Below are 21025 nucleotides of genomic sequence, written 5' to 3' on the forward strand. Positions count from 1 at the left end.
ACTTCCTGCTGGGTTCGGGGAGGTCAGGCGCCGGCGGACACCGCGGGCCGGCCGCCGAGGTACAGCTCGGCGAGGCGCGGGTCGGCCAGGAGCTCCGGCGCGGGACCGGTGATGTGGACGCGGCCCAGGTCGAGGACGCAGCCGATGTCGGCCGTCTCGAGGGCCCGGCGGGCGTTCTGCTCCACCAGGAGCACCGCGATGCCCGCGTCGCGCATGCGCACGATCTGCTCGAACATGGCCGTGGTGCGCTTCGGGTCGAGGCCCATGCTGGGCTCGTCGAGCAGGACGACCTTCGGGCTGACCATGAGCGAGCGGGCGAACTCCACCTGCTTCTGCTGGCCGCCCGAGAGCGAGCCGGCCAGGTCGCCCCAGCGCTCGGCGACGATCGGGAAGAGCGTCTTGACGAAGTCGGTGCGCTCGGCGATCAGCTTCTTGTCGCGCACCGTGTAGGCGCCGAGGCCCACGTTCTCCGCGACCGTCATCTCCTTGAAGACCGAGTGGCCCTGGAGCACGTGCGACAGGCCCGACCGGATCATGTCCTGGGCGCCGTTGCGGGTGACGTCCTGGCCGTCGACCAGGATCTTGCCGGAGCGCGGGGTGAGCATGCCGCTGGCGACCTTGAGCACCGTCGACTTGCCGGCGCCGTTGGGGCCGACGAGGCACACGATGGTGGCCGCGGGCACCCGCACGGTGAGCCCGCGCAGCACCAGGGCGGCCCGGCCGTAGCCGGCCTCGACGTCGACGAGCTCGAGCAGCGGGCGCTCGGCGGGGGTGCCGCCCGCGGCTCCCGCGGTGGCGGGAGCGGCGTGGCGGGGGGCGTCAGACACCAAGGTAGGCCTCCAGGACTCGTGGGTCGTTCTGGACGACGGAGGGCGGGCCCTCCGCGATGGGGCGGCCACGGTCGAAGACGACGACGTGGTCGGACAGGCTCATGACCATGTCCATGTTGTGCTCGACGATGACGAAGGTGCGGCCCTCGGCGTTGAGCTCGCGCACGAGCGTGCCGATGCGGCCGATGAGCGCCGGGTTCACGCCGCCGGCCGGCTCGTCGAGCATGATCGTGTCGGGGTCGACCATCAGCACGCCGGCGAGCTCGAGGAGCTTCTGCTGGCCGTAGGAGATGTCCCGGGCCTCGGAGGACTCGAGGTGGTCGATGCCGACCCGGCGCAGCAGCTCGCGCGCCTTGGCGATGTCGTCACCGTTGCGGGCACCGCCCATGCGGTGCAGCACCGACGGCGAGCGCACGCCGACGAGCATGTTCTCCAGCACCGTGAGCCGCGGGAAGATCCGGCACAGCTGGAAGCTGCGGCCGATGCCGGCGGCGGCGATGCGGTGCGGCGGCTTGCCCGTGATGTCGTTGCCGCCCAGCGTGACCTTCCCGCTGTCGGGCTTGATCATCCCGGTGACGCAGTTGAAGAACGTCGTCTTGCCGGAGCCGTTGGGCCCGATGAGGGCGTTGATCTTGCCGCGGTGGAAGGTGACGTCGGCGCCGTCGACGGCACGGACGCCGCCGAAGCTCTTCGTCAGGCCGCGCGTCTCGAGCGACGGCTCGGTGGTGGCGGTGGCGGTGGCGCCGCCGACGGGGGCGGTGCTGGTCATCGCTGCTCCTCTCGGGGCGGGACGGTCGCGAGGTCGCGCTCGGCGTCGGTGGCACCGGGGCCGGAGCCGGCCGGCGTGGCCGTGCCCTCCGGCGTACCGGTCCCGCCGTCGAGGCGACGGTTGTGCTCGAGCAGGTCCTCGGCGGTCATCTCGCGGATGGAGGTGCGCTTCTCCGGGCGCAGCCGGTCGACCAGCGCCCCCACCGCGGGGAGGATCCCGTCGGGCATGAAGAGCACGACCAGCGCGAGCAGCAGGCCCAGGGCGACGAGGTGGAACTGGGAGTCGCCGTAGTGGACCTTGAAGAACTCCAGCGAGTAGCCCACGACCACGGCGCCGAGCACCGGGCCCATGAGGCTGCGCAGGCCGCCGAGCAGGCTCATCAGCACCATGTAGGACCCGATGAGGATGGAGAACTGGAAGATCGGGTCGAGGTAGCCGAACCACAGCGCGTAGAGGCCGCCGGCGACCGCCGTGAAGAAGGCGGAGATGACGAAGACCGTCAGCTTGTAGCCACCGGTCGGGACGCCGAGCGCCTGCGCCTTGTCCTCGTCCTCCCGGATCGCCTTGAGGCCCATCCCGAAGCGCGAGCGGTCGATGGCCCACCACAGGGCGAGCGCGACCACGACGAAGGCGACGTGGATGTAGAAGAACCGCTCGTGCTGCTCGGGGCGCAGCACGTCCTCGCCGAAGGGCCGCGGGACCCGCAGGCCCTGGGCACCGCCGGTCAGCGACGCCCACGACTGGGCGACCAGCAGCAGGATGAGCACCAGCGCGATCGAGACGATCACGAAGGAGGCGCCGCGCACCCGCAGCGACGCGATGCCGATCGGCACCGCCAGCACCGCGACGAGCAGGCCGCCGCCGATGAGCGCGACCCAGGGGTTCAGGTCGGCGCGGGTGATGAACAGCGCCGTCGCGTAGCCGCCGAGGCCCGAGTACGCCGCGTGGCCGAGCGAGATGTAGCCGGTGAAGCCGCCGACGAAGTTCCACGACACGGCGAGCGCCGCGTAGCTGGCGATGACGACGCCCACCGAGAGGATGAACGGGTCCGCGGCCATCTGCGGGAAGACGAGCACGAGGGCGCCGACGACGACCAGCAGCGCGATCTTGCCGCCGAGGAGCGTGGTGTCGAAGCGGGAGCGGCGCTCCGTGGCGCCGCCGGGGGCGGCGCCGGCCGGCGCGGCACCCGTGGTGGTGTCAGAAGCGCTGGGCAAGACGACCTCCGAAGAATCCCTGGGGACGGACGAGGAGCGTGGCGAAGAGCGCGATGTAGAAGACCGTCTGCGCCCACGTGGTCCCCATGGGGATCTGCAGCAGGCTCTGGCCCACGCCGAGCAGCAGGGCGGCGATCGCCGCGCCCGGGATGCTGCCCAGGCCGCCGACGACGATGATCGCCATGAGCGGGCCGATCCAGTGCCAGTGCAGCGAGGGGTAGATGGTCGAGTCCAGCGCGAGCGCCGTGCCGCCGATCGCGGCGGTGGCGAGGCCCAGGCCGAAGCCGAAGCCCGCGATGCGGTCGGTGTTGACGCCGAGCAGCCGGGCCGCCTCGGGGTGCTGGATCGTGGCGCGCAGCGCCTGGCCGAAGCGGGTGAGCTTGAGCAGGGCGAAGAGCGCGACGAGCGCGGCGGCCGCCAGGGCGAACGCGATCAGCTTGACCACTGCGATGTGGGCGCCGAACACCTCGACGCTCGACCCCGAGTAGCCGAGGTTGATGCGGCGCTGCGTGCCGGTGAAGAAGAAGCCGAGCAGGCCCTCGATGGTCAGGGCGATCGCGAAGGTCAGCAGCACCGACATCATCGTCAGCGTCGCCGGGCGCAGGCGGGAGATGAGCCCGCGCTGCAGGAGGTAGCCGACCACGAAGAACAGCGGCACGGTCACCACCAGAGACAGGAGCGGGTCGAGCCCGGTCTCGCGGTGGAAGAACCACGCGAGGTAGGCCGCGAGGATGAGGAACGCCGAGTGGGCGATCATCACGACCCGCATCACGCCGAAGTAGAGGGTCAGGCCGGCGGCGAGGAGGGCGTAGAGACCACCGAGCAGGACGCCGAGGACGAGGGTCTGGAGGAGCAGGGATGCGGACACCGTCGCCTCACCACGCCGGCTTCGGGAAGAGGAAGTCGGCCTCGGCCTGCTCGGTCGGCATCACGATGCGGATCTCGCCGTCGACGTACTGCTGGATGAGGTGCGCGCTCTGCGGGCGACCCTGCGCGTCCCACGTGAGCGGGCCGACGACCGTGTCGACCTCGTTCTCGCGCAGGTGGTCGATGAGGCTCTGCTGGCACTCCGGCGACGGGTCGGCGCAGTCGGCGCCCTCCACCGCGGCCGCGACGACCTCGCCCGTCGTCCAGGCGTTCGCCTCGTCCTCGCTCGGCGCGTGGCCGTGCTTCTCGGTGAAGAACTCGACGAACTCCTGGTTCTCCGGGAACGCCGCCTCGGGGGTGTACCCGGTCGGCGAGACGATGCCGTCGACCTTGTCGCCGATGGCGGCCGGGAACTCGGGGTTGGTCGGCGCCGTGGAGAAGGCGGCCAGGTCCGGCTGGTAGCCGAGCTGCTGCAGCGACACGATGAGGTTGACCGCGTCCTGGTACTGCGTGCCGCCGACGACCATGTCGGCGTCAGAGTCGGCGATCTGCGCCGCGATGTTGGAGAAGTCGGTGGTGTTCGGCGGGTAGACCTCGTCGACCACGGTCTCGACGCCGGCCGCGGCCAGCTTGTCGCGCAGGCCGTAGGCGGTGCCCTGGGCGAACGGGTCGTCCATCGTCGCGTACGCCGCGGTCTTGGGCCGCTGGTCCTCCGGCATCGCCAGGATGTGCTCGGCGAGCAGGTTGTAGTGGTCGTCCGCGACCGCCGGGGCCGCGTAGAACAGGTTGTCGAAGCCCTGCTCGAAGACCTCGTCCGCGGCGCCGGCCGGCTCCACGAAGAGGAAGCCGTAGTCCTGCGCCACCTGGGCGGCGGGCACCACGAGGCGGGTGGAGAAGGGGCCGAAGATCAGGTCGGCGCCTTCCTGGTTGATGAGCCGCTCGTAGTCGGACGCCACGCGGTCGGCGTTGGACTGGTCGTCGAGGATGACCAGCCGCACCTGCTTGCCGAGCAGGCCGCCGTTCTCGTTCGTGTAGTCCGCCCACGCCTCGTAGCCGCGCTGGACGCCCTTGCCCGGCTCGCTGAAGTCGCCGGTGAGCGGGAGCGAGATGCCGATGACGATCTCGTCGTCGCCGCCCTCGCTGCCGGCGCCCCCGCCGAGCCCGCAGCCCGCGACGACACTCGCGAGTGCGACGCAGGCCGTGGCGGCGACGCCCGTGCGTCGCGGGGTGGGTCGCCTCGTCGGTCCAAGCCTCATGGTCGTGCTGCCCTTCGTCGATGAAAGCGCTTACGTAAGCGCTTCCGGTAAGGTAGGCGGAGCACGCTGCTTGTGGCAAGGGTCACAATCGACGAATTCTCGAGAACGGTCCCGGAGGTGGACGCATGGCGGGCAAGGAGGGCGGGCCCCGGCTCATCGACGTCGCGCAGGCGGCCGGCGTCTCGATCGCCACCGCGTCGCGGGCCCTGGCCGGCACCCCCGGCGTGCGTCCGGCGGTGGCCGAGGCGGTGCGCCGGCACGCGGACGAGCTGGGGTACGTCGCGAACGTGCACGCCCGCACGCTGGCGGGCGGGCACAACCGCACCGTGGGCCTGGTGGTCCACGAGATCGGCGACCCCTACTTCTCCGAGATCGCGAGCGGCCTCCTGCGCCTCGCCGACGCCGAGGGGCTGTCCCTCCAGGTCTGCCACACCGGCCGCGACCCCGAGGCCGAGCTGCGCCACGTCCGCACCCTGGCCGCCCACCGGGTCGCCGCGATCGTCGTCTCCGGCTCGGGCTTCGTCGACCCCGAGGTGGAGCTGCCCATCCGCCGCGAGCTGGAGCGGTACGCCGAGAAGGGCGGCCGCGTCGCCGTCATCGGGCGCCACCACCTCGGCTCCGACGCCGTCATCCCGCCCAACGGCACCGGCGGCCGGGCCGTCGCGGAGCACCTCCTCGGCCTGGGGCACCGCCGGCTCGCCATCGTGACCGGCTCCCCCTCGCTGACGACCATCGCCGACCGCATGGGCGGCGTCCACGCGGCCCTCGCCGACGCGGGCGTCGACCCGGCCTCGGTCCCCGTCATCGAGGCGGCGTTCACCCGCGACGGTGGCCGCGAGTGCGCCCGCCGCGTGCTCGCCGAGCACCCCGACACCACCGCCGTGCTCGCCCTCAACGACGACATGGCGATCGGCTGCCTGTCGGTGCTCCGCGAGGCGGGCGTCTCCGTGCCGGGCCGCATGTCCGTGACGGGCTTCGACGACGTCGCCGTGGCGATGGACCTGAGCCCCGCGCTCACGACGTACAAGCTGCCGATGGCCCAGATGGGGGAGGACGCGTTGATGCTCGCGCTGAAGGAACCGACCACCCGGCCCCGCCGGCACCCCGTCGCGGGCCGGCTCGTCGTGCGCGGGTCGACCGCCGCGGCGCCGGCCCCGGCCGTCGCCCCCAGCACGGCGACCGGCGCGACGAGCAGCACGGCGAGCAGCACGGCGAGCAGCACGACGACCGGCCGGCGGGCGAGCGCGGCGGCCGCCCGGTGAGCGCGGCGCACGGCGCGCCCCGCGTCGTCCTGGCCAGCGACAAGTTCAAGGGGTCGCTCACCGCGACGGACGTGGCCGACGCCCTCGAGACCGGTCTGCGCCGCCGGTGGGCCGAGCTGGCCGCCGCCGGCGAGGTGCCCGCGGGCGTCGAGCCGGAGGTGAGCCGCGTGCCGGTGGCCGACGGCGGCGACGGCACGCTCGACGCCGTGCTGAGCGCCGGTTTCCAGCGGGTTCCCGTGACGGTGACCGGCCCGCTGGGCGACCCCGTCGACACCGCGTGGGCGCGCCGCGGCGACCACGCCGTCGTCGAGCTCGCGGACTGCTCGGGCCTGCTCCGGCTGCCCGGGGGGCCCACGAGCGACACCGCGCTGGCCGCGGCGACCACCGGCACCGGCGAGGCCGTCGCCGCCGCCCTCGCCGCCGGGTGCCGCGAGGTGCTGCTCGGCCTCGGCGGGAGCAGCTCGACCGACGGCGGGGCCGGGCTGCTGCTCGGCCTCGGCGCCGGGCTCGGCACGGCGCTGGGCACCGTGCTGCGGGCCGGGCCGGACGCCCCGCCCGACCTGCTCGGCGCCGGCCTGGGGACGGCGGAGCTGCTCGGCGCGAGCGCCGCGGTGGACGGCGTCGCGCTGCGGGCGGCGACCCACGTCGACCTGGTGCCGGTGCGCGCGCTGCTCGACGGCCGGCGGCTCGTGCTCGCGACCGACGTCGACAACCCGCTCCTCGGCCCCGACGGGGCCGCCGCGACCTACGGTCCCCAGAAGGGCGCCACCCCCGACGACGTCGACCGCCTCGAGCGCGAGCTCGTCCGCTGGGCCCACGTGCTCGACGTCGCCGCCGGGCTCTCCGGCAGCGCGCTGGTGCCGGGCGCCGGGGCCGCCGGCGGCACGGGGTACGGCGCGATCGCCGGCGCCGGGGCGACCGTGGCCTCCGGCGTGGAGGCGGTGCTCGGGCTCGTCGGGTTCGACGACGTGGTCGCCGGGGCCGACCTCGTCGTCACCGGCGAGGGCTCGCTCGACGAGCAGTCGCTCCACGGCAAGGCGCCCGTCGGGGTGCTCGCGGCGGCGACGCGGGCCGGCGTACCGACCCTCGCGGTCTGCGGGCGCACCACGCTGGACCCTGCGACGCTCGCCGCGACCGGCTTCGCCGCGGTCCACGCCGTCGCCGACCTGCAGCCCGACCCCGCCCGCGCGATGGGCGAGGCCGCGGCGTACGTCGAGGTGCTCGGCGCCCGGGTGGCCGACGCCCTGGCCGGCCGGCTCCTGGCCCGCGTGGCCGGGCGCCTGGGCGACGTCGCGGACGCGGTCGACCCGGCCTCCTGACCGGGCCCCCGCCTAGGCCTCGTGGAGGTGGCGCCAGGGCCGGGCGTCCTCCAGCTCGAGGGCCAGGCCCAGCAGGAGCGCCTCGCGCCCGCGCGCGGCGCTGAACATCATCCCCAGCGGCAGGCCGTCGGCGTCGGTGGCGAGCGGCAGGGAGATCGCGGGGTCGCCGGTGGCGTTCTGCAGGGGCGTGAACGCCACCCACTCCATGAGCCGCTCGATGACCGTCTCGAACGGCTGGGTGGGGTCGAGGTGGCCCACGAGCGGGGTCGGCCCCGCCACCGTCGGGGTGAGCACCACGTCGTGCTCGGCGAAGAGCCGGGCCGTGACGCGGTGCGACGCCGACAGCCGCGCGATCGCCCGCGGCAGCCGGTGGACGCGCCGGGCCGAGTACCGGGCGAGCCCGAGCGTCAGGTTGTCGAGCCGGGTGGGGTCCCACTGCTGCCGGGTGAACCGGCCGGTGCGCACGAGGTAGGTCGACAGGAACCCCCAGTAGAGGAGGAAGTCGTCCTTGAACCACGCCGGCACGGGCGGGGTGTCGAGCTCGGTGACGTGGTGGCCCAGGCTCTCCAGCAGCCGGGCGACCTCGAGGGTCCGCTCCCGCACCTCGGGGGTGGCCCCGCCGTCGACCGACGTCGTCACCACCGCGACGCGCAGCCGCGCGTGACCGGGGCGCGTCACGTCCCCGACCGGGGGCAGGCGCAGGTTGCGGTAGACCTTCTCGGCCTCCCGCAGGTACGCCGCGGTGTCGCGCACGCTGCGGGTCACGACCCCGTCGGCGACGATGCGCACCGGCATGCCGCGGTGCACCTCGTCCTGGGCGAACCGGTCGCGGGTGGGCTTGAGGCCGACGAGCCCGCAGGCGCCCGCCGGGATGCGGATCGAGCCGCCGCCGTCGTTCGCGTGCGCGATCGGCACGACGCCCGCCGCGACGAACGCGGCCGAGCCGGCCGACGAGGCGCCCGCCGTGTGGTCGGTGCTCCACGGGTTGCGGACCGCGCCGAGGCGCGGGTGCTCCGCGGCGGCCGAGAACCCGAACTCGGACAGCTGCGTCTTGCCCAGCGGCAGGAGGCCGGTCGCGCCGTACATGCGGAAGAAGTCGCCGTCGGCCGCCTTCGGCGCCGACACGTAGGCGTCGCAGCCGTCCTGGGTGGGCAGCCCGCGCACGTCGACGTTGTCCTTCACGAACGTGGGCACGCCGGAGAAGAAGCCCGCCCGCGGCGCCCGCGCCTCGGCGCGGGCGCGCTCGAAGGCCTCGTGCGCCAGACCGTTCAGCGCGCCGTCCACCCGCTCGCAGCGCTCGATGGCGGCGTCGACCACCTCGGGGACCGACACCCGGCCGGCGGCCAGCTGCTCGACGAGCCCGACGGCGTCCAGGGTGCCGAGGGCGTCGTCGCCGAAGGCGTGCACATGTGTCATGCGGCGTGAGGCTACTGGCGGGTCACCCCGGGCGGAATCCCCCGCGCGGCCCCCGCCCTCACAGCACGCGCAGCAGCAGCGGCAGGGCGACCGCGGTCGTGAACGCGGTCAGCCCCATCGCCAGGCCGGCGAACGCCCCCTCCTCCGGGTCGTCGGCCAGCGAGCGCGAGGTGCCGATCCCGTGGGAGACCGTGCCCATGGCGACGCCCCGGGCGTGGGGGTGGCGCACCCGGGCGAGGGTGAGCAGCCACGGGCCGAGCACGGCGGAGACGATGCCGACGGCGATGGTGAGCACGGCGGTGAGCGCCACGATCCCGCCGGCGTCGGCCGAGAGCACGATCGACACCGGCGTCGTCGCGGCCTTCGGCGCCATCGTCGTCGCCAGCTCGTCGTCGCCGCCCAGGAGGCGCACGACGCCGTACCCCAGCACGATGGAGAGCACCACCCCGAGCGGGATGGCGACGAGCAGCGGCAGCAGGAGCCGACGCAGGTGGTGGGCCTGGCGGTGCAGCGGGACGGCGAGCGCCACGGTCGCGGGGCCCAGGAGGAAGGCGACGAGGTCGCCGCCGCGGGAGTAGTCGGCGTACGACGTGCCCGTCGCCAGCAGCACGGCGCCGACGAGCACGACCGCGACCAGCACCGGCTGCGTCGCCGGGTGACGCCCGCAGCGGGCGTGCACCGCGCGCCCGACGCGGTAGCCGCCGAGCGTCAGCAGCACGCCGAGCAGCGGGGAGGTGCGCAGCCAGTCCGCGGTCTCCCCCGGCTGCCAGGCCAGCAGGAGCGTCACGACGCGCCCCTCCCCCGGTCGGGCCGCCGGCGCGGCAGCAGGAGCGCCACCACCCAGCCGACCACGACGAGCCCGACCGCCCACGACACCAGCAGGCCGCCGACGAGCGGGAGCGCCTCCGCGCGCACGACGGCCAGCACGGCGACGATGCCGACCCCCGCGGGGATGAACAGCAGCTGCAGGTGGGCCAGCAGCCCGTCGGCCGCGTGGAGCACCGCGCTCGACGGCCCGGGTCGCCGCACCTGCAGCACCACCAGCAGCCCGAGCATCCCGACGACCGCGCCCGGCACGGGCAGCCCGAGCGTCCGCACCACGACCTCGCCCGCGAGCCACGCGCCGACGAGCTGCAGCAGGCCGTCGAGGAAGGCGACCGACCCCGGCCGCGACGGCGGGGACGACGGGGAGGGGGAGGGGGGCCGGGACATGGCGGGCATTGAAGCACCGCGCCCGGACGGCGCGTGCCGGTGGGCGCGGGGGCGGCGCTACGGTGGCGGGGTGTCCTCGCAGCCCCCGGTGCCCCGCGCCCCCAGGAAGGCCAAGCACCTCATCGACTTCTCGAACCCGCCGGCGCCGCGCGCCGCGCAGGAGGCGGAGGCGCGCCTGAGCCGGGTGCAGCAGTGGGTGATGTCGGTGCTGACCGTGACGACGACCTCCCACCTCGCGGGCGGTCTCGTCGTCGCGGCCGCGGCCATCGACGGCCACCTCGACGCGCGCATCGGCCTCGTCGTCATCGCGGCCGCCGTGGGCGTCCTCGGCATGGTGGCGGGCCTGGCGATCCACCGGCGCTCGCCGGTCCACCCGCTCGTCCTGCTCGGGCTCCTGCCGGCGCTGATCGGCTGCTACTGGGTCTTCTGACCCGCACCGGCCGTACCGGCCCGCACGCCCCGGCGGTGGCACCCCAGCAGGTGGGTGTCGACGAGGCCCGTGGCCTCCATGAGCGCGTGCATCGTCGTCGGCCCCACGAACGTGAAGCCGCGCCGCTTCAGCGCCCGGCTCAGCGCGAGCGACCCCGGCGAGGTGGTCGGCACCTCGGCGGGCACCCGCGGCAGAGGCTGCTCCGCCGGTGCGTGCGACTCCAGCAGCGCGGCGAACGCGTCGGGCCCGTCCGCGCGCAGCGCGAGCACCGCGGCCGCGTTGCGGATGGTCGCGTCGACCTTCGCCCGGTTGCGCACGATGCGGGCGTCGGCGAGGAGCGCGGCGCGCTCGGTCGCGCCGTACCCGGCCACGACGGCGGCGTCGAAGCCCGCGAACACCTCGCGGAAGGCGTCGCGCTTGGCGAGGATCGTGGCCCAGGACAGCCCCGACTGGAACGCCTCGAGCGTGAGCCGCTCGAAGTACGCCGTCTCCCGTGCCCGGCCCGTGCCGGTCACGGCGACGCCCCACTCGGTGTCGTGGTAGGCCCGCATCGGGCCGGGAACGCCGGCCCAGGGGCAGCGCCGCACCCCGTCCTCGCCGAGGACGGTGCCGTCGGGCGGCGGGCCGTCGGTCACCGGCGCTCGCGCAGCCGCGCGTTCGGCAGCGGGGGCGCCGGGATGGGCGGCAGGTGGTCGTCGGGCACGACGCCGAAGCGGCCGTCGGCCACGTCCTGGGAGTCGGTCACGACGGCCGGGCCGCCGGCGGTGACCTGGGCCTGCCACGCCTCGCGGTAGGCCACGACCTCCTCGTGGGTGCGGCCCACGAAGTTCCACCACATGACGATCGCCTCGCCGAACGGCGGGCCGCCGAGCACCAGCACCCGCGCGCCCTCCGGACCCGCCACGAGCCGCAGGCTCTCGCGGCCGGGCGCGACGTACGCGAGGTCGGCCGGCGCCGCCGGCAGGCCCTCCACCGCGACCGCGCCGCGGTCGACGAGCACGCCGTGCTCGTAGGTCGGGTCCACGTCGAGCGGGAGGTCCGCGCCGGGCTCGAGCACCAGCTCGGCGCCGAGCAGCGGGGTGAAGGTCGCCACCGGCGAGGTGGAGCCGAGCAGCGAGCCCAGGAAGACGCGGGCCTCGACGCCCGGCGCCGTGACGAGCGGCGGCGCGTGGTGCTGGAAGGCGGGCGCGGTGTCGCGTTGCGCGTCGGGCAGCGCCACCCACAGCTGGGCGCCGTGCAGCGTCGTCGTGCCCGGCGTCGACACCTCCGAGTGGCTGATGCCGCGCCCCGCGGTCATGAGGTTGACCTCGCCGGGACGCACCATCGCGTGCGAGCCGACCGAGTCGCGGTGCTCGATCTCGCCGGTGAACAGCCAGGAGACGGTCGGCAGCCCCGTGTGCGGGTGCGGCGCGACGCTCATGCCGCCGGACTCCGCCACGAGGTCCGGGCCGTAGTGGTCGAGGAAGCACCAGGCGCCGATGAGGGAGCGCTGCCGCTGCGGGAGGGTGCGACGCACCAGCATCGCGCGGGGGCCGCCGAGCGGCACGTCGCGCGGCGTCAGGAGCTCGACGCCGGCGGGGGCGGCGCCGCCCGCGCGGCACTCGACCTCGTCGGGGCGGGTGTCCAGGTTGCTCATGGGGTCCATCCTCCCGCACCGGGCGGCCGCGCGGGCCGGACTGCACGGGTCCCGAGCCGCCACCTCGCGGCCACCGGGGCCTCGCCGCTCGTTCACACCGCCACGGCAGCGTCGTGCCGCGTGCGCATCGCTCAGCTCGCCAACTTCATCGGACCGGCCTCCGGCGGCATGAAGACGGCCGTCCAGGCCCTCGCCGAGGGGTACGTCGCGGCCGGTGCCCAGCGCCTCCTCGTCGTCCCCGGCCCCACCGACGCCCGCACGGAGACGCCCCTGGGCCCGGTGGTGCAGCTGCGGGCCCCCCGGGTGGGTGCGAGCTACCGCCTCATCGTCGAGCCGTGGCGGGTCACCGACGTGCTCGAGGAGTTCGCGCCCACGACCATCGAGGTCAACGACAAGTCGACGCTCCTGCCGGTCACCCGGTGGGCCCGCCGCAACGGCGTCGGCTCCGTGCTCTTCTCCCACGAGCGCCTCGACCACATGCTCTCGATGCGCACCGGGCTCGACACGAGCGTCCGCGTGCCCATCGGCATCTACAACCGCGTGCTGGTGCGCCAGTTCGACACCGTGGTGGTGACCTCGGGCTTCGCGCGCGCCGAGTTCCGGCTGGCCGCCGCGGGCGCCGGCTGTCCGCTCGTGCGGGTGCCGCTGGGGGTCGACCTCACGACGTTCCACCCGCGCACGACGCCGCGGGCGGACGGCGGGCCGCTGCGGCTCGTGCACGTCGGGCGCCTGTCGCGGGAGAAGTCGCCCCACCTCGCGGTCGCGACCGCCGTCGAGCTGCACCGCCGCGGCGTCGACGTGCGCCTCGACGTGTACGGCGACGGCCCCCACCTCGACGAGCTGCGCGCCATCGCGGGCCGGGCGCCCGTCACGTTCCACGGCCACGTCGCCGACCGGGCCCGGCTCGCGGCCCACGTGGCGGCCGCCGACGTCGCCCTGTCGGTCTGCCCCGGTGAGACCTTCGGGCTGGCGGTGCTCGAGGCGCTGGCCTGCGGCACGCCCGTCGTCACCGCGTCCGCGGGGGGCGCGCGGGAGCTCGTCGACGCCGGCTCGGGCGCCTGGGCGCCGCCGCGGCCCTCCGCCCTCGCCGAGGCCGTGCTCGCCGTCGCCGCCCGCCCCGAGGCCGAGCGCCGCGCCGGGGCGCGTCGCCGCGCCGAGCAGTTCCCGTGGTCGGCGACCGTCGAGCGGATGCTCGAGGTGCACGGCCGGCTCGACCCCGCCGGCCAGCGCCGCCTCGTCGCCTGACCCGTCCCCGCCTGACCCGTCCCCGCCTGACCCGTCCCGCCGCCCCGGCCCGTCGTAGCCTCGGGGCCGTGGACGACCTCTCCCCCGCCCTGGCCGGCATCGTCACGGCGCTCGTCGCGGACCCCTCCCCCGCGGGCCTCGCCGCGCTCGCCGACGTCGCCCGGCTCGGTCCCCTGCTGGGGGCGGTCGCGGTCGACGACCGCGCCCTGCCCGGGCTGCGCGGCACGACGCTGCCCCTCGTCCTCGTCACCACCGGCGGCGCCGCCCAGGTGGACGGCCCGCTGCGGCTGGCGGGGCGCCTCGACCTGCCCGTGGCCGGGCTGCGCACGACCGTGCGCGACCCCGGGGACCCCGCGGGCGCCGTACGACGGGTGCTCGCCGCCCTCGACCAGGCGCGGGCCGCGGGGCTGCTGGACGACGAGGTGCCGGTGACGCTGGTGCTGCCCGCCGAGGTCGGCGAGCACGGCGCGGGCGCGGCGCTCGACGAGATCGCCGCCGCCGAGCTGCACGTCGGCCTGACCGCGGACGACCCCGCCGCCTGGGTGCGGCTCGTCGACGCGGCGCTCGACCGCGAGGTTCCCGTCGAGACGGTCGGCGCGGGCGCCCCACCGCCGCTCGTCGTGCTGGCCGCGACGCGGGCCTGCCTCGACGGGGAGCCGTCGGTCGCCGAGCGGCTCCTGCGGGCGGCGGACGCCGACGCCGCGGGGGCGGCGTACGACGTCGCGACGCTGGAGCGCACGCGGCGCTGGTGCCCGCGGGTCGACGTCCGGGTCTGAGCGCACCGGCCCCTCGTGGGACGTCCGGGTCAGGCGGTCGGCAGCTCGACCGTGAACTGCGAGCCCACGCCGAGCTCGGAGGCGACCGCGACGTGGCCGCCCGCGCGCTCGGCGACGCTGCGCACGACGGCCAGCCCCAGCCCGGAGCCCGGCTGCGCGGCGGCGTCCGGGTCGCTGGAGCGGAAGAACTCGGCGAACACGTGCGGCACGTCGTGCGCGGCGATGCCGATGCCGGAGTCCTCCACGACGAGCCGGGCGACACCGTCGCCGGACTCCAGCCGCACGGCGACCCAGCCGCCGGCGGGGGTGTACTTCACCGCGTTCGCCACCAGGTTGGACACGAGCAGCGCCAGCTCGCCGGGGTCCGCCGCCACCCGGGCCGCCTCGACGGTGGTGAGCCCCACGCGCACGCCCCTCGCCGCGGCGGTCATCCGCACGTCGTCCACGGCGCCGCACACCACCGGCACGAGGTCGGCGGGCACCAGCGGCGCGGCGGGCGGGCCGTCGGCCCGCCCCACGACGAGGAGCCCGTCGACGAGCGCGCGGATGGAGCCGGCCGCCCGTCCGATGTACGCCGCGGCGTCGAGGTCGTCCGGGGTGCGGGGCGGGCCCATCAGCTCGAGCGCCGCGGTGATGGTCGCGAGCGGGGTGCGCAGCTCGTGGGCCAGCGTCGCCACGAGCCGGCTGCGGTAGCGGTCGACCTCGCGCAGCTCGGCCAGCGCCCGGCGCTCGGACTCCCGGGCGCGGACGGTCGCCACGGCCCGGCCCAGGTCGTGGCCGATGTCGAGGGCGGCCGAGCGGTCGGCCCCCGACCAGGCGGGGTCGTCGGCCGCGCGGAACAGCCCGACCAGACCGACGCAGGCGGCGCCGGCACCCATCGGCACCAGCAGCACGTCCTCCAGGCCCCGCGCGGCGAGCAGGCCGACCCAGTCGGCGAGCAGGTCGCGGTGCTCCTCCCCGAGCGGCAGCGCCCGCCCGGCCCGGACCTCGGTGGCGCGCACGTTCCACGTCTCCTGGCGGTCCCAGCAGCCCTGGAGCACGACGCGGACGGCGTCGGCGAGCGGGGCCGGCAGGCCGGGCAGCTCGTCGGGCAGCGCGTGGAAGGAGCCGATGCCCTCGGTCGAGCCGTAGATGCGGGTCTTGATGGCCCGTGCCCCCAGCCCGGTGAGGATGTCGGCCTCCGAGGCGACGACGACCTCGGCCGGCGCGTCGGAGGCGACGGCCGCCCGCACCACGTCGCGGGCGGCGCCGGCCAGGTGGGCGCGGACGGTGACGGTGCGCGCCTCCGCCTCCACCTCGAGCGCCCGTCCGGCGAGGGCGGCGCACCGGTCGAGCGGCGGGTCCACCGCGGGCGCCCCCTCGAGCCACAGCCAGCAGCGCTGCGCCCGGGTGGCGAGCGCGTGCAGCACCCCGGCGCCCGGTCCCCTCCCCCCGGCCGGCAGCGCCCCGCTGCGCACCGCGGCGAGCAGCTGCGCCTCCTCGGCCGGCCGGGGTGACCCGTCGCGCCCGAGCACCCGGGCGCCGTGCTCGTCGAGCACGACGAGGACCGTGGCGTGCGCCCCGGTGACGAGGCCCACCGCCGCGGCCGTCATGGCCCCGACCTGGTCGGTGACGGGGTCGGCGACGTGGTGACGCGTGGGGGCCAGCCCGGTCGCAGCCAGGTCCATGCGCGCACCTCCCTCCCGCCCGTCGACCGCCGTCCGTGGGCCTGCCCGGGCATCGTGGCACCGGGCGGGCCGCGCGGCGACGGGTTCGTCCGAACGGGCGGGGCGGTCGGGACCGTTGTCTGGTCCGGTCGGCCCGGACGGGTGAGGCGCGGGCCCGCGTCGCCCGCCCCGCCGCCGGGCTGCCGGGCTGCCGGGCTGCCGGGCTCAGCGCGGCGCGGGGATCCAGTCGGGGGCGACGATGCGCTCGACCCGGTCACGAGCCCGGGACGTGAGGAAGAGGACGCCGACGATCGCGGTCGCGATCATCGAGCCCATCACGATGGCGAGGTAGGCGCCGTGCAGCGACGAGTCCAGCGGCGCGACGACGCCCCCGATGACGCTCACGGCGACGAGCCCGACCGCGCCGAGGCGGTGCAGGCGCAGGGCGGCCAGGAACGGCACGACCCACAGGAAGTACCACAGGTGCACCACGGGGCTGAGCAGCACGAGCACGCCCATGACGGCCGTCGTCGCCGCGACCGCCCGGGCGCGGTCGCCGGTCGGCCAGCGCAGGGCGACCCACCCGGCGTACCCGACCGCGAGGACGTTGCCGGCGAGGCGGGTGAGCTCGAGGAACGTGGCGGGATCGGTGCCGAGGCCGGCCAGGCCGGCGAGGTCGTCGAGGACGCCGCCGACCACCGTGGGCAGCGACAGGGGCGTGTTGACGCTGCCGGGCACGGTGAGCGCCTCGACCCAGCCGAGACCGACGCCCCACACCAGGCCGAGCGCGACGAGGGTGCCGAGCGAGAGCACCCCGACGGCCGCGAGGCGCCGCAGCCGCCGGCCCATCGAGGCGGCGGCGGGCAGGGCGACGAGCGCGACCGCGATGCAGACGAGGCCGCCGGGCACCTTGACCGCGGCGGCGAGGCCGCCGAGCACGGCGCCCAGCACCCAGGAGCGCTCGGCGGCGACCACGAGGGCCGCGGCCATGAGGCCCACCATCAGCAGGTCGTTGTGCAGGCCGCCCGCGCCGTTGGCCATCATGAGCGGCGAGGCGATGACGACCGCCGTGGCCAGGGCCGGGTTCACGCCCGTCCAGCGGGCCATGCGGGGCACGGCCCACGCCAGCATCGCCAGGCCGGCCAGCGCCGCGACCCGGTGCACCACGACGAGCATCCACGGGTTGCCGGTCACCCCCGCGGCCACGTCGCCGATGGCGAGCGGCAGGGGCCCGTACGGCGTCACCGTGCCCATCCAGCGCGGGTCCACCGCCTCGACGACGGAGCCGGCGAGCACCGCCGGGCCGTGGGAGTACGGCGACGCGTCGACGTGCGTGAGCATCCCCTGCGCCGCGTAGGACCAGCCGTCGCGGCTGAACAGCGGCGGGGCGAGCAGCAGGGGCGCGCACCACAGGAAGGTGCACCACCGCACGTGCCCCAGCGCCTCGGCGCTCGCGTCGTGCACCACCGAGCGGCACAGCGAGAGCCAGGCGGCGCCCAGCAGGCCGAGACCGGCCATCACCACGGCGAGACCGACCATCCGGCCGGTCATGGTGCTCCGCAGGCCGGCGAGCAGGTCCAGCTCCATGACGGGCGAGGAGGCGGGGAGGGTGGAGACCACGAAGCCGCCCAGCAGGACGAGCACCGAGCCCACCACTCCTCGCGACAGCACAGGCGGAACCTAGGCCGGGCCGGGCACGCCGGGCCGACCCCGGACCGACCCCGGGACGACGGTCCGGTGAACGCCCGGGGACCCGTGGCGCGAACTGCTAGGACGTCCTAGTATCTGGTTAGTAGGACGTCCGACTATCTCCCGAGGTGCACCCGTGGCCGACCCCGCTCCCGCTCCTGCCCCCGCCCTCCACGTGCCCCGGAACCCGGTGCGCCTGGTGACGGCGAGCAGCCTCTTCGACGGTCACGACGCCTCGATCAACATCATGCGGCGGATCTTCCAGGCCCAGGGCTGCGAGGTCGTCCACCTCGGGCACAACCGCTCCGTCGCCGAGATCGTCGAGACGGCGATCGAGGAGGACGTGCAGGGCGTGGCGGTGTCGTCGTACCAGGGCGGGCACGTGGAGTACTTCGAGTACCTCGTGCAGCTGCTCGCCGAGCGCGGCGCCGGGCACGTGCAGGTCGTCGGCGGGGGCGGCGGCGTCATCGTGGCCGAGGAGATCGCACGGCTGCGGCGCAGCGGCGTCACCATCTTCTCCCCGGAGGACGGCCAACGCCTCGGCCTCGCGGGGATGATCAACAGCGTGGTCGCCACCCTCGACCGCGACCTGTGGGAGGTCGGCGCCGCCGACGTCGACGCGGTGCTCTCCGGCGACCGCGGCGCGCTGGCCCGCGCCATCACCGGCGCCGAGACCGGCCGCCTCGACGCGGCGACGCTGACCCGGCTGCGGGAGGCGGTTGCGGGGCGCGCCGTACCCGTCCTCGGCATCACGGGCACCGGCGGCTCGGGCAAGTCGAGCCTCACCGACGAGCTCCTGCGCCGCCTGCGCGTCGACCAGCAGGACAAACTGCGGGTCGCGGTCATCGCCGTCGATCCCACGCGGCGCAAGGGCGGCGGCGCGCTGCTCGGCGACCGCATCCGGATGAACAGCCTCGACCTCGCCGGGCCGGGCCTCGACCGCGACCGCGTCTTCTTCCGCAGCCTCGCGACCCGCGGCGCCCACGAGCTGCCCGACCACCTCGCCGACGTCATCGCCTGCGTGCGGGCGGCGGGCTTCGACCTCGTCGTCGTGGAGACCCCCGGCATCGGCCAGGGCGACGCCGCCGTCGTGCCGTTCGTCGACGCCTCGCTCTACGTCATGACGCCCGAGTTCGGCGCCGCCAGCCAGCTCGAGAAGATCGACATGCTCGACTTCGCCGACGCCGTGGCCATCAACAAGTTCGAGCGGCGCGGCGCGGAGGACGCGCTGCGCGACGTCGGACGCCAGCTGGTGCGCAACCGCGAGGCCTTCGGCTCGCAGCCGGGCGACATGCCGGTCTTCGGCACCTCGGCGGCCACCTTCGACGACGACGGCGTCACCGCGCTCTACCAGCACCTGCGCGACCTGCTCGTCGGCCACGGCCTCCCCGCCGGCGACGGGGTGCTCGCCCCGGTCGACACGAAGCGCTCCACCCGCATCCGCCAGGTGCTGCCCGCCGACCGCACGCGCTACCTCGCCGAGATCTCCGCGACCGTGCGCGACTACCACGCCCGCACCGACGCGCTCGTGGCCGCGGCCCGCCGCGTCGACCGGCTCGCGCAGGTGCGCGCGGAGCTCACCGCCGCGGACCGTTCCACCGGCGACGTCGACGCGCTGCTCGACGACGCCCGCACCGAGCTGCCCCGCGAGGTCGCCGAGCAGGTCGAGGCGTGGCCGGCGGTCGTCGCGTCGTACTCGGGCGACGAGCAGGTCGTGCGGGTGCGGGACCGCGAGATCGTCACGCAGCTGACCCGCGAGTCCCTGTCGGGCAACAAGATCCCCCGCGTCGCGCTGCCGAGCACCGACGAGGTCGGCGAGCTGGTGCGCTTCTGGCGCCGGGAGAACCTGCCCGGCCACTTCCCCTTCACCGCCGGTGTGTTCCCGTTCAAGCGCGACGGCGAGGACCCGGCCCGGATGTTCGCCGGCGAGGGCGACCCGGCGCGCACGAACCGCCGCTTCCGCCTCCTCAGCGAGGGCCAGCCGGCGACCCGGCTGTCGACGGCCTTCGACTCGGTCACCCTCTACGGCCGCGACCCCGACGAGCGCCCCGACATCTACGGCAAGGTCGGCACGTCCGGTGTCAGCGTCGCGACGCTCGACGACATGCGGGTGCTCTACGACGGCTTCGACCTCACCGACCCGACCACCAGCGTCTCGATGACGATCAACGGCCCGGCCCCCACGGTGCTGGCGTTCTTCCTCAACACCGTCATCGACCAGCAGGTCGACGCCTTCCGCGAGCGGGAGGGCCGCGAGCCGGGCGCCGAGGAGCGCGCGCTGCTGGCGGCGCACGCCGTGTCCAGCGTGCGCGGCACCGTGCAGGCCGACATCCTCAAGGAGGACCAGGGCCAGAACACCTGCCTGTTCTCCACCGAGTTCAGCCTGCGGATGATGGGCGACATCCAGCAGTGGTTCATCGAGAACGAGGTGCGCAACTTCTACTCGGTCTCCATCTCCGGCTACCACATCGCCGAGGCCGGGGCGAACCCCATCAGCCAGCTCGCCTTCACGCTCGCGAACGGCTTCACGTACGTCGAGAGCTACCTCGCCCGCGGCATGGACGTCGACGCCTTCGCGCCCAACCTGTCGTTCTTCTTCTCCAACGGCATGGACCCGGAGTACTCGGTGATCGGCCGCGTCGCCCGCCGCATCTGGGCGGTCGCGATGAAGGAGCGGTACGGCGCGGGCGAGCGCAGCCAGAAGCTGAAGTACCACGTGCAGACCTCCGGCCGCTCGCTGCACGCGCAGGAGATGGACTTCAACGACATCCGCACCACGCTCCAGGCGCTCATCGCCATCTACGACAACGCCAACTCCCTGCACACGAACGCGTACGACGAGGCCGTCACGACGCCCAGCACGGAGTCGGTGCGCCGGGCGCTCGCGATCCAGCTCGTCATCAACCGCGAGTGGGGCCTGGCGATGAACGAGAACCCGCTGCAGGGCTCCTACGTGATCGACCAGCTGACCGACCTCGTCGAGGAGGCCGTGCTGGCGGAGTTCGACCGCATCTCCGAGCGGGGCGGCGTGCTCGGCGCGATGGAGACCGGATACCAGCGCGGACGCATCCAGGACGAGTCGATGCTCTACGAGCACCGCAAGCACGACGGGTCGCTGCCGATCATCGGCGTCAACACCTTCCGCCGTCCCGACGCCGACGGCGGCACCCCGCAGACGGTCGAGCTGGCCCGCGCCACCGAGGACGAGAAGCAGGCGCAGCTGCGGCGGCTGCGCGCCTTCAAGGAGGCCCACCGCGACGAGGCCGAGGACGCGTTGGCGCGGCTCAAGGCCGCGGCCACCTCGGGGGAGAACGTCTTCGCGGTGCTCATGGACGCCGCGCGGGTCTGCACGCTGCAGCAGGTGACCGAGGCGTTCTTCGAGGTGGGCGGGGCCTACCGCCGCAACGTCTGAACGGCCGCGCACGCCTCGTGAGAGGGTCGTCCCCGACGTGGCCGGG

General features: G+C 75.3%; 18 protein-coding genes. 6 read left to right on the forward strand and 12 right to left on the reverse strand.

Annotated elements, in window-relative coordinates:
* Positions 1 to 23: 23 nt before the first annotated feature.
* From KK617_RS00180 to KK617_RS00200, 5 genes are read right to left on the reverse strand one after another with little or no spacing between them, the layout of a single operon-like run.
* Positions 24 to 827, reverse strand: a complete 804-nt coding sequence (locus tag KK617_RS00180) for an ABC transporter ATP-binding protein (protein WP_277497361.1) — start codon at positions 825 to 827, stop codon at positions 24 to 26.
* Positions 820 to 1599 (reverse strand): ABC transporter ATP-binding protein, encoded by a 780-nt coding sequence (locus KK617_RS00185; protein ID WP_277497362.1) that lies wholly within the window; start codon positions 1597 to 1599, stop codon positions 820 to 822. Before KK617_RS00185 ends, KK617_RS00180 begins: the two co-directional genes overlap by 8 nt.
* Positions 1596 to 2813, reverse strand: a complete 1218-nt coding sequence (locus KK617_RS00190; protein ID WP_277497363.1) for a branched-chain amino acid ABC transporter permease — start codon at positions 2811 to 2813, stop codon at positions 1596 to 1598. Before KK617_RS00190 ends, KK617_RS00185 begins: the two co-directional genes overlap by 4 nt.
* Positions 2797 to 3681 (reverse strand): branched-chain amino acid ABC transporter permease, encoded by an 885-nt coding sequence (locus KK617_RS00195; protein ID WP_277497364.1) that lies wholly within the window; start codon positions 3679 to 3681, stop codon positions 2797 to 2799. Before KK617_RS00195 ends, KK617_RS00190 begins: the two co-directional genes overlap by 17 nt.
* Positions 3682 to 3688: 7 nt before the next feature.
* Complete coding sequence (locus KK617_RS00200) at positions 3689 to 4936, reverse strand: amino acid ABC transporter substrate-binding protein (protein WP_277497365.1); 1248 nt, start codon at positions 4934 to 4936, stop codon at positions 3689 to 3691.
* Between the two features lie 125 nt (positions 4937 to 5061).
* Here KK617_RS00200 and KK617_RS00205 point away from each other — a divergent pair, with 125 nt between their 5' ends.
* Together KK617_RS00205 and KK617_RS00210 are read left to right on the forward strand one after the other, a co-directional pair.
* Positions 5062 to 6198 (forward strand): LacI family DNA-binding transcriptional regulator, encoded by a 1137-nt coding sequence (locus tag KK617_RS00205; RefSeq protein WP_277497366.1) that lies wholly within the window; start codon positions 5062 to 5064, stop codon positions 6196 to 6198.
* The gene (locus KK617_RS00210) at positions 6195 to 7517 is read left to right on the forward strand and encodes a glycerate kinase (protein ID WP_277497367.1); all 1323 of its coding nucleotides are present in this window, start codon (positions 6195 to 6197) and stop codon (positions 7515 to 7517) included. Before KK617_RS00205 ends, KK617_RS00210 begins: the two co-directional genes overlap by 4 nt.
* A 12-nt stretch (positions 7518 to 7529) precedes the next feature.
* Here the strand turns inward: KK617_RS00210 and KK617_RS00215 are convergent, their stop codons facing one another.
* The 3 genes from KK617_RS00215 to KK617_RS00225 are packed head-to-tail and all read right to left on the reverse strand — an operon-like array spanning position 7530 to position 10145.
* On the reverse strand, positions 7530 to 8933 hold the full coding sequence (locus KK617_RS00215) for an amidase (protein ID WP_277497368.1): 1404 nt from the start codon (positions 8931 to 8933) through the stop codon (positions 7530 to 7532).
* Positions 8934 to 8991: 58 nt separating this feature from the next.
* Positions 8992 to 9720: an LrgB family protein gene (locus KK617_RS00220; protein ID WP_277497369.1), complete on the reverse strand. Its 729-nt coding sequence runs from the start codon at positions 9718 to 9720 to the stop codon at positions 8992 to 8994.
* Positions 9717 to 10145: a CidA/LrgA family protein gene (locus tag KK617_RS00225; RefSeq protein WP_277497370.1), complete on the reverse strand. Its 429-nt coding sequence runs from the start codon at positions 10143 to 10145 to the stop codon at positions 9717 to 9719. Before KK617_RS00225 ends, KK617_RS00220 begins: the two co-directional genes overlap by 4 nt.
* A gap of 70 nt (positions 10146 to 10215) precedes the next feature.
* On the opposite strand from KK617_RS00225, the gene KK617_RS00230 reads away from it, so the two are divergent.
* Positions 10216 to 10575 (forward strand): hypothetical protein, encoded by a 360-nt coding sequence (locus tag KK617_RS00230; protein ID WP_277497371.1) that lies wholly within the window; start codon positions 10216 to 10218, stop codon positions 10573 to 10575.
* Here KK617_RS00230 and KK617_RS00235 read toward each other — a convergent pair.
* Entirely contained in the window at positions 10560 to 11210 is a 651-nt protein-coding gene (locus KK617_RS00235; RefSeq protein WP_277497372.1) for a DNA-3-methyladenine glycosylase I, read from the reverse strand. The genes KK617_RS00230 and KK617_RS00235 overlap by 16 nt on opposite strands.
* Positions 11207 to 12211, reverse strand: coding sequence for a pirin family protein (locus KK617_RS00240; protein WP_277497373.1), 1005 nt, complete (start codon positions 12209 to 12211; stop codon positions 11207 to 11209). The genes KK617_RS00235 and KK617_RS00240 overlap by 4 nt, the downstream gene beginning before the upstream one ends.
* Positions 12212 to 12331: 120 nt before the next feature.
* Between KK617_RS00240 and KK617_RS00245 the strand changes: the two genes are divergently transcribed.
* Complete coding sequence (locus tag KK617_RS00245; RefSeq protein WP_277497374.1) at positions 12332 to 13456, forward strand: glycosyltransferase; 1125 nt, start codon at positions 12332 to 12334, stop codon at positions 13454 to 13456.
* A gap of 68 nt (positions 13457 to 13524) precedes the next feature.
* Positions 13525 to 14232, forward strand: coding sequence for a hypothetical protein (locus tag KK617_RS00250; protein ID WP_277497375.1), 708 nt, complete (start codon positions 13525 to 13527; stop codon positions 14230 to 14232).
* A gap of 29 nt (positions 14233 to 14261) precedes the next feature.
* Here KK617_RS00250 and KK617_RS00255 read toward each other — a convergent pair whose 3' ends face one another.
* Entirely contained in the window at positions 14262 to 15899 is a 1638-nt protein-coding gene (locus tag KK617_RS00255; RefSeq protein ID WP_277497376.1) for a HAMP domain-containing sensor histidine kinase, read from the reverse strand.
* A 204-nt stretch (positions 15900 to 16103) separates the two neighbouring features.
* A complete protein-coding gene (gene mptB / locus KK617_RS00260) occupies positions 16104 to 17549 on the reverse strand; it encodes a polyprenol phosphomannose-dependent alpha 1,6 mannosyltransferase MptB (protein WP_277497377.1) in 1446 nt (481 codons plus the stop codon).
* A 154-nt stretch (positions 17550 to 17703) separates the two neighbouring features.
* On the opposite strand from mptB, the gene icmF reads away from it, so the two are divergent.
* Positions 17704 to 20979 (forward strand): fused isobutyryl-CoA mutase/GTPase IcmF, encoded by a 3276-nt coding sequence (gene icmF / locus KK617_RS00265; RefSeq protein WP_277497378.1) that lies wholly within the window; start codon positions 17704 to 17706, stop codon positions 20977 to 20979.
* Positions 20980 to 21025: the final 46 nt, after the last annotated feature.

Origin of the sequence: Nocardioides sp. ChNu-99 (assembly GCF_029493445.1) — a bacterium.
Lineage (GTDB): Bacteria > Actinomycetota > Actinomycetes > Propionibacteriales > Nocardioidaceae > Nocardioides.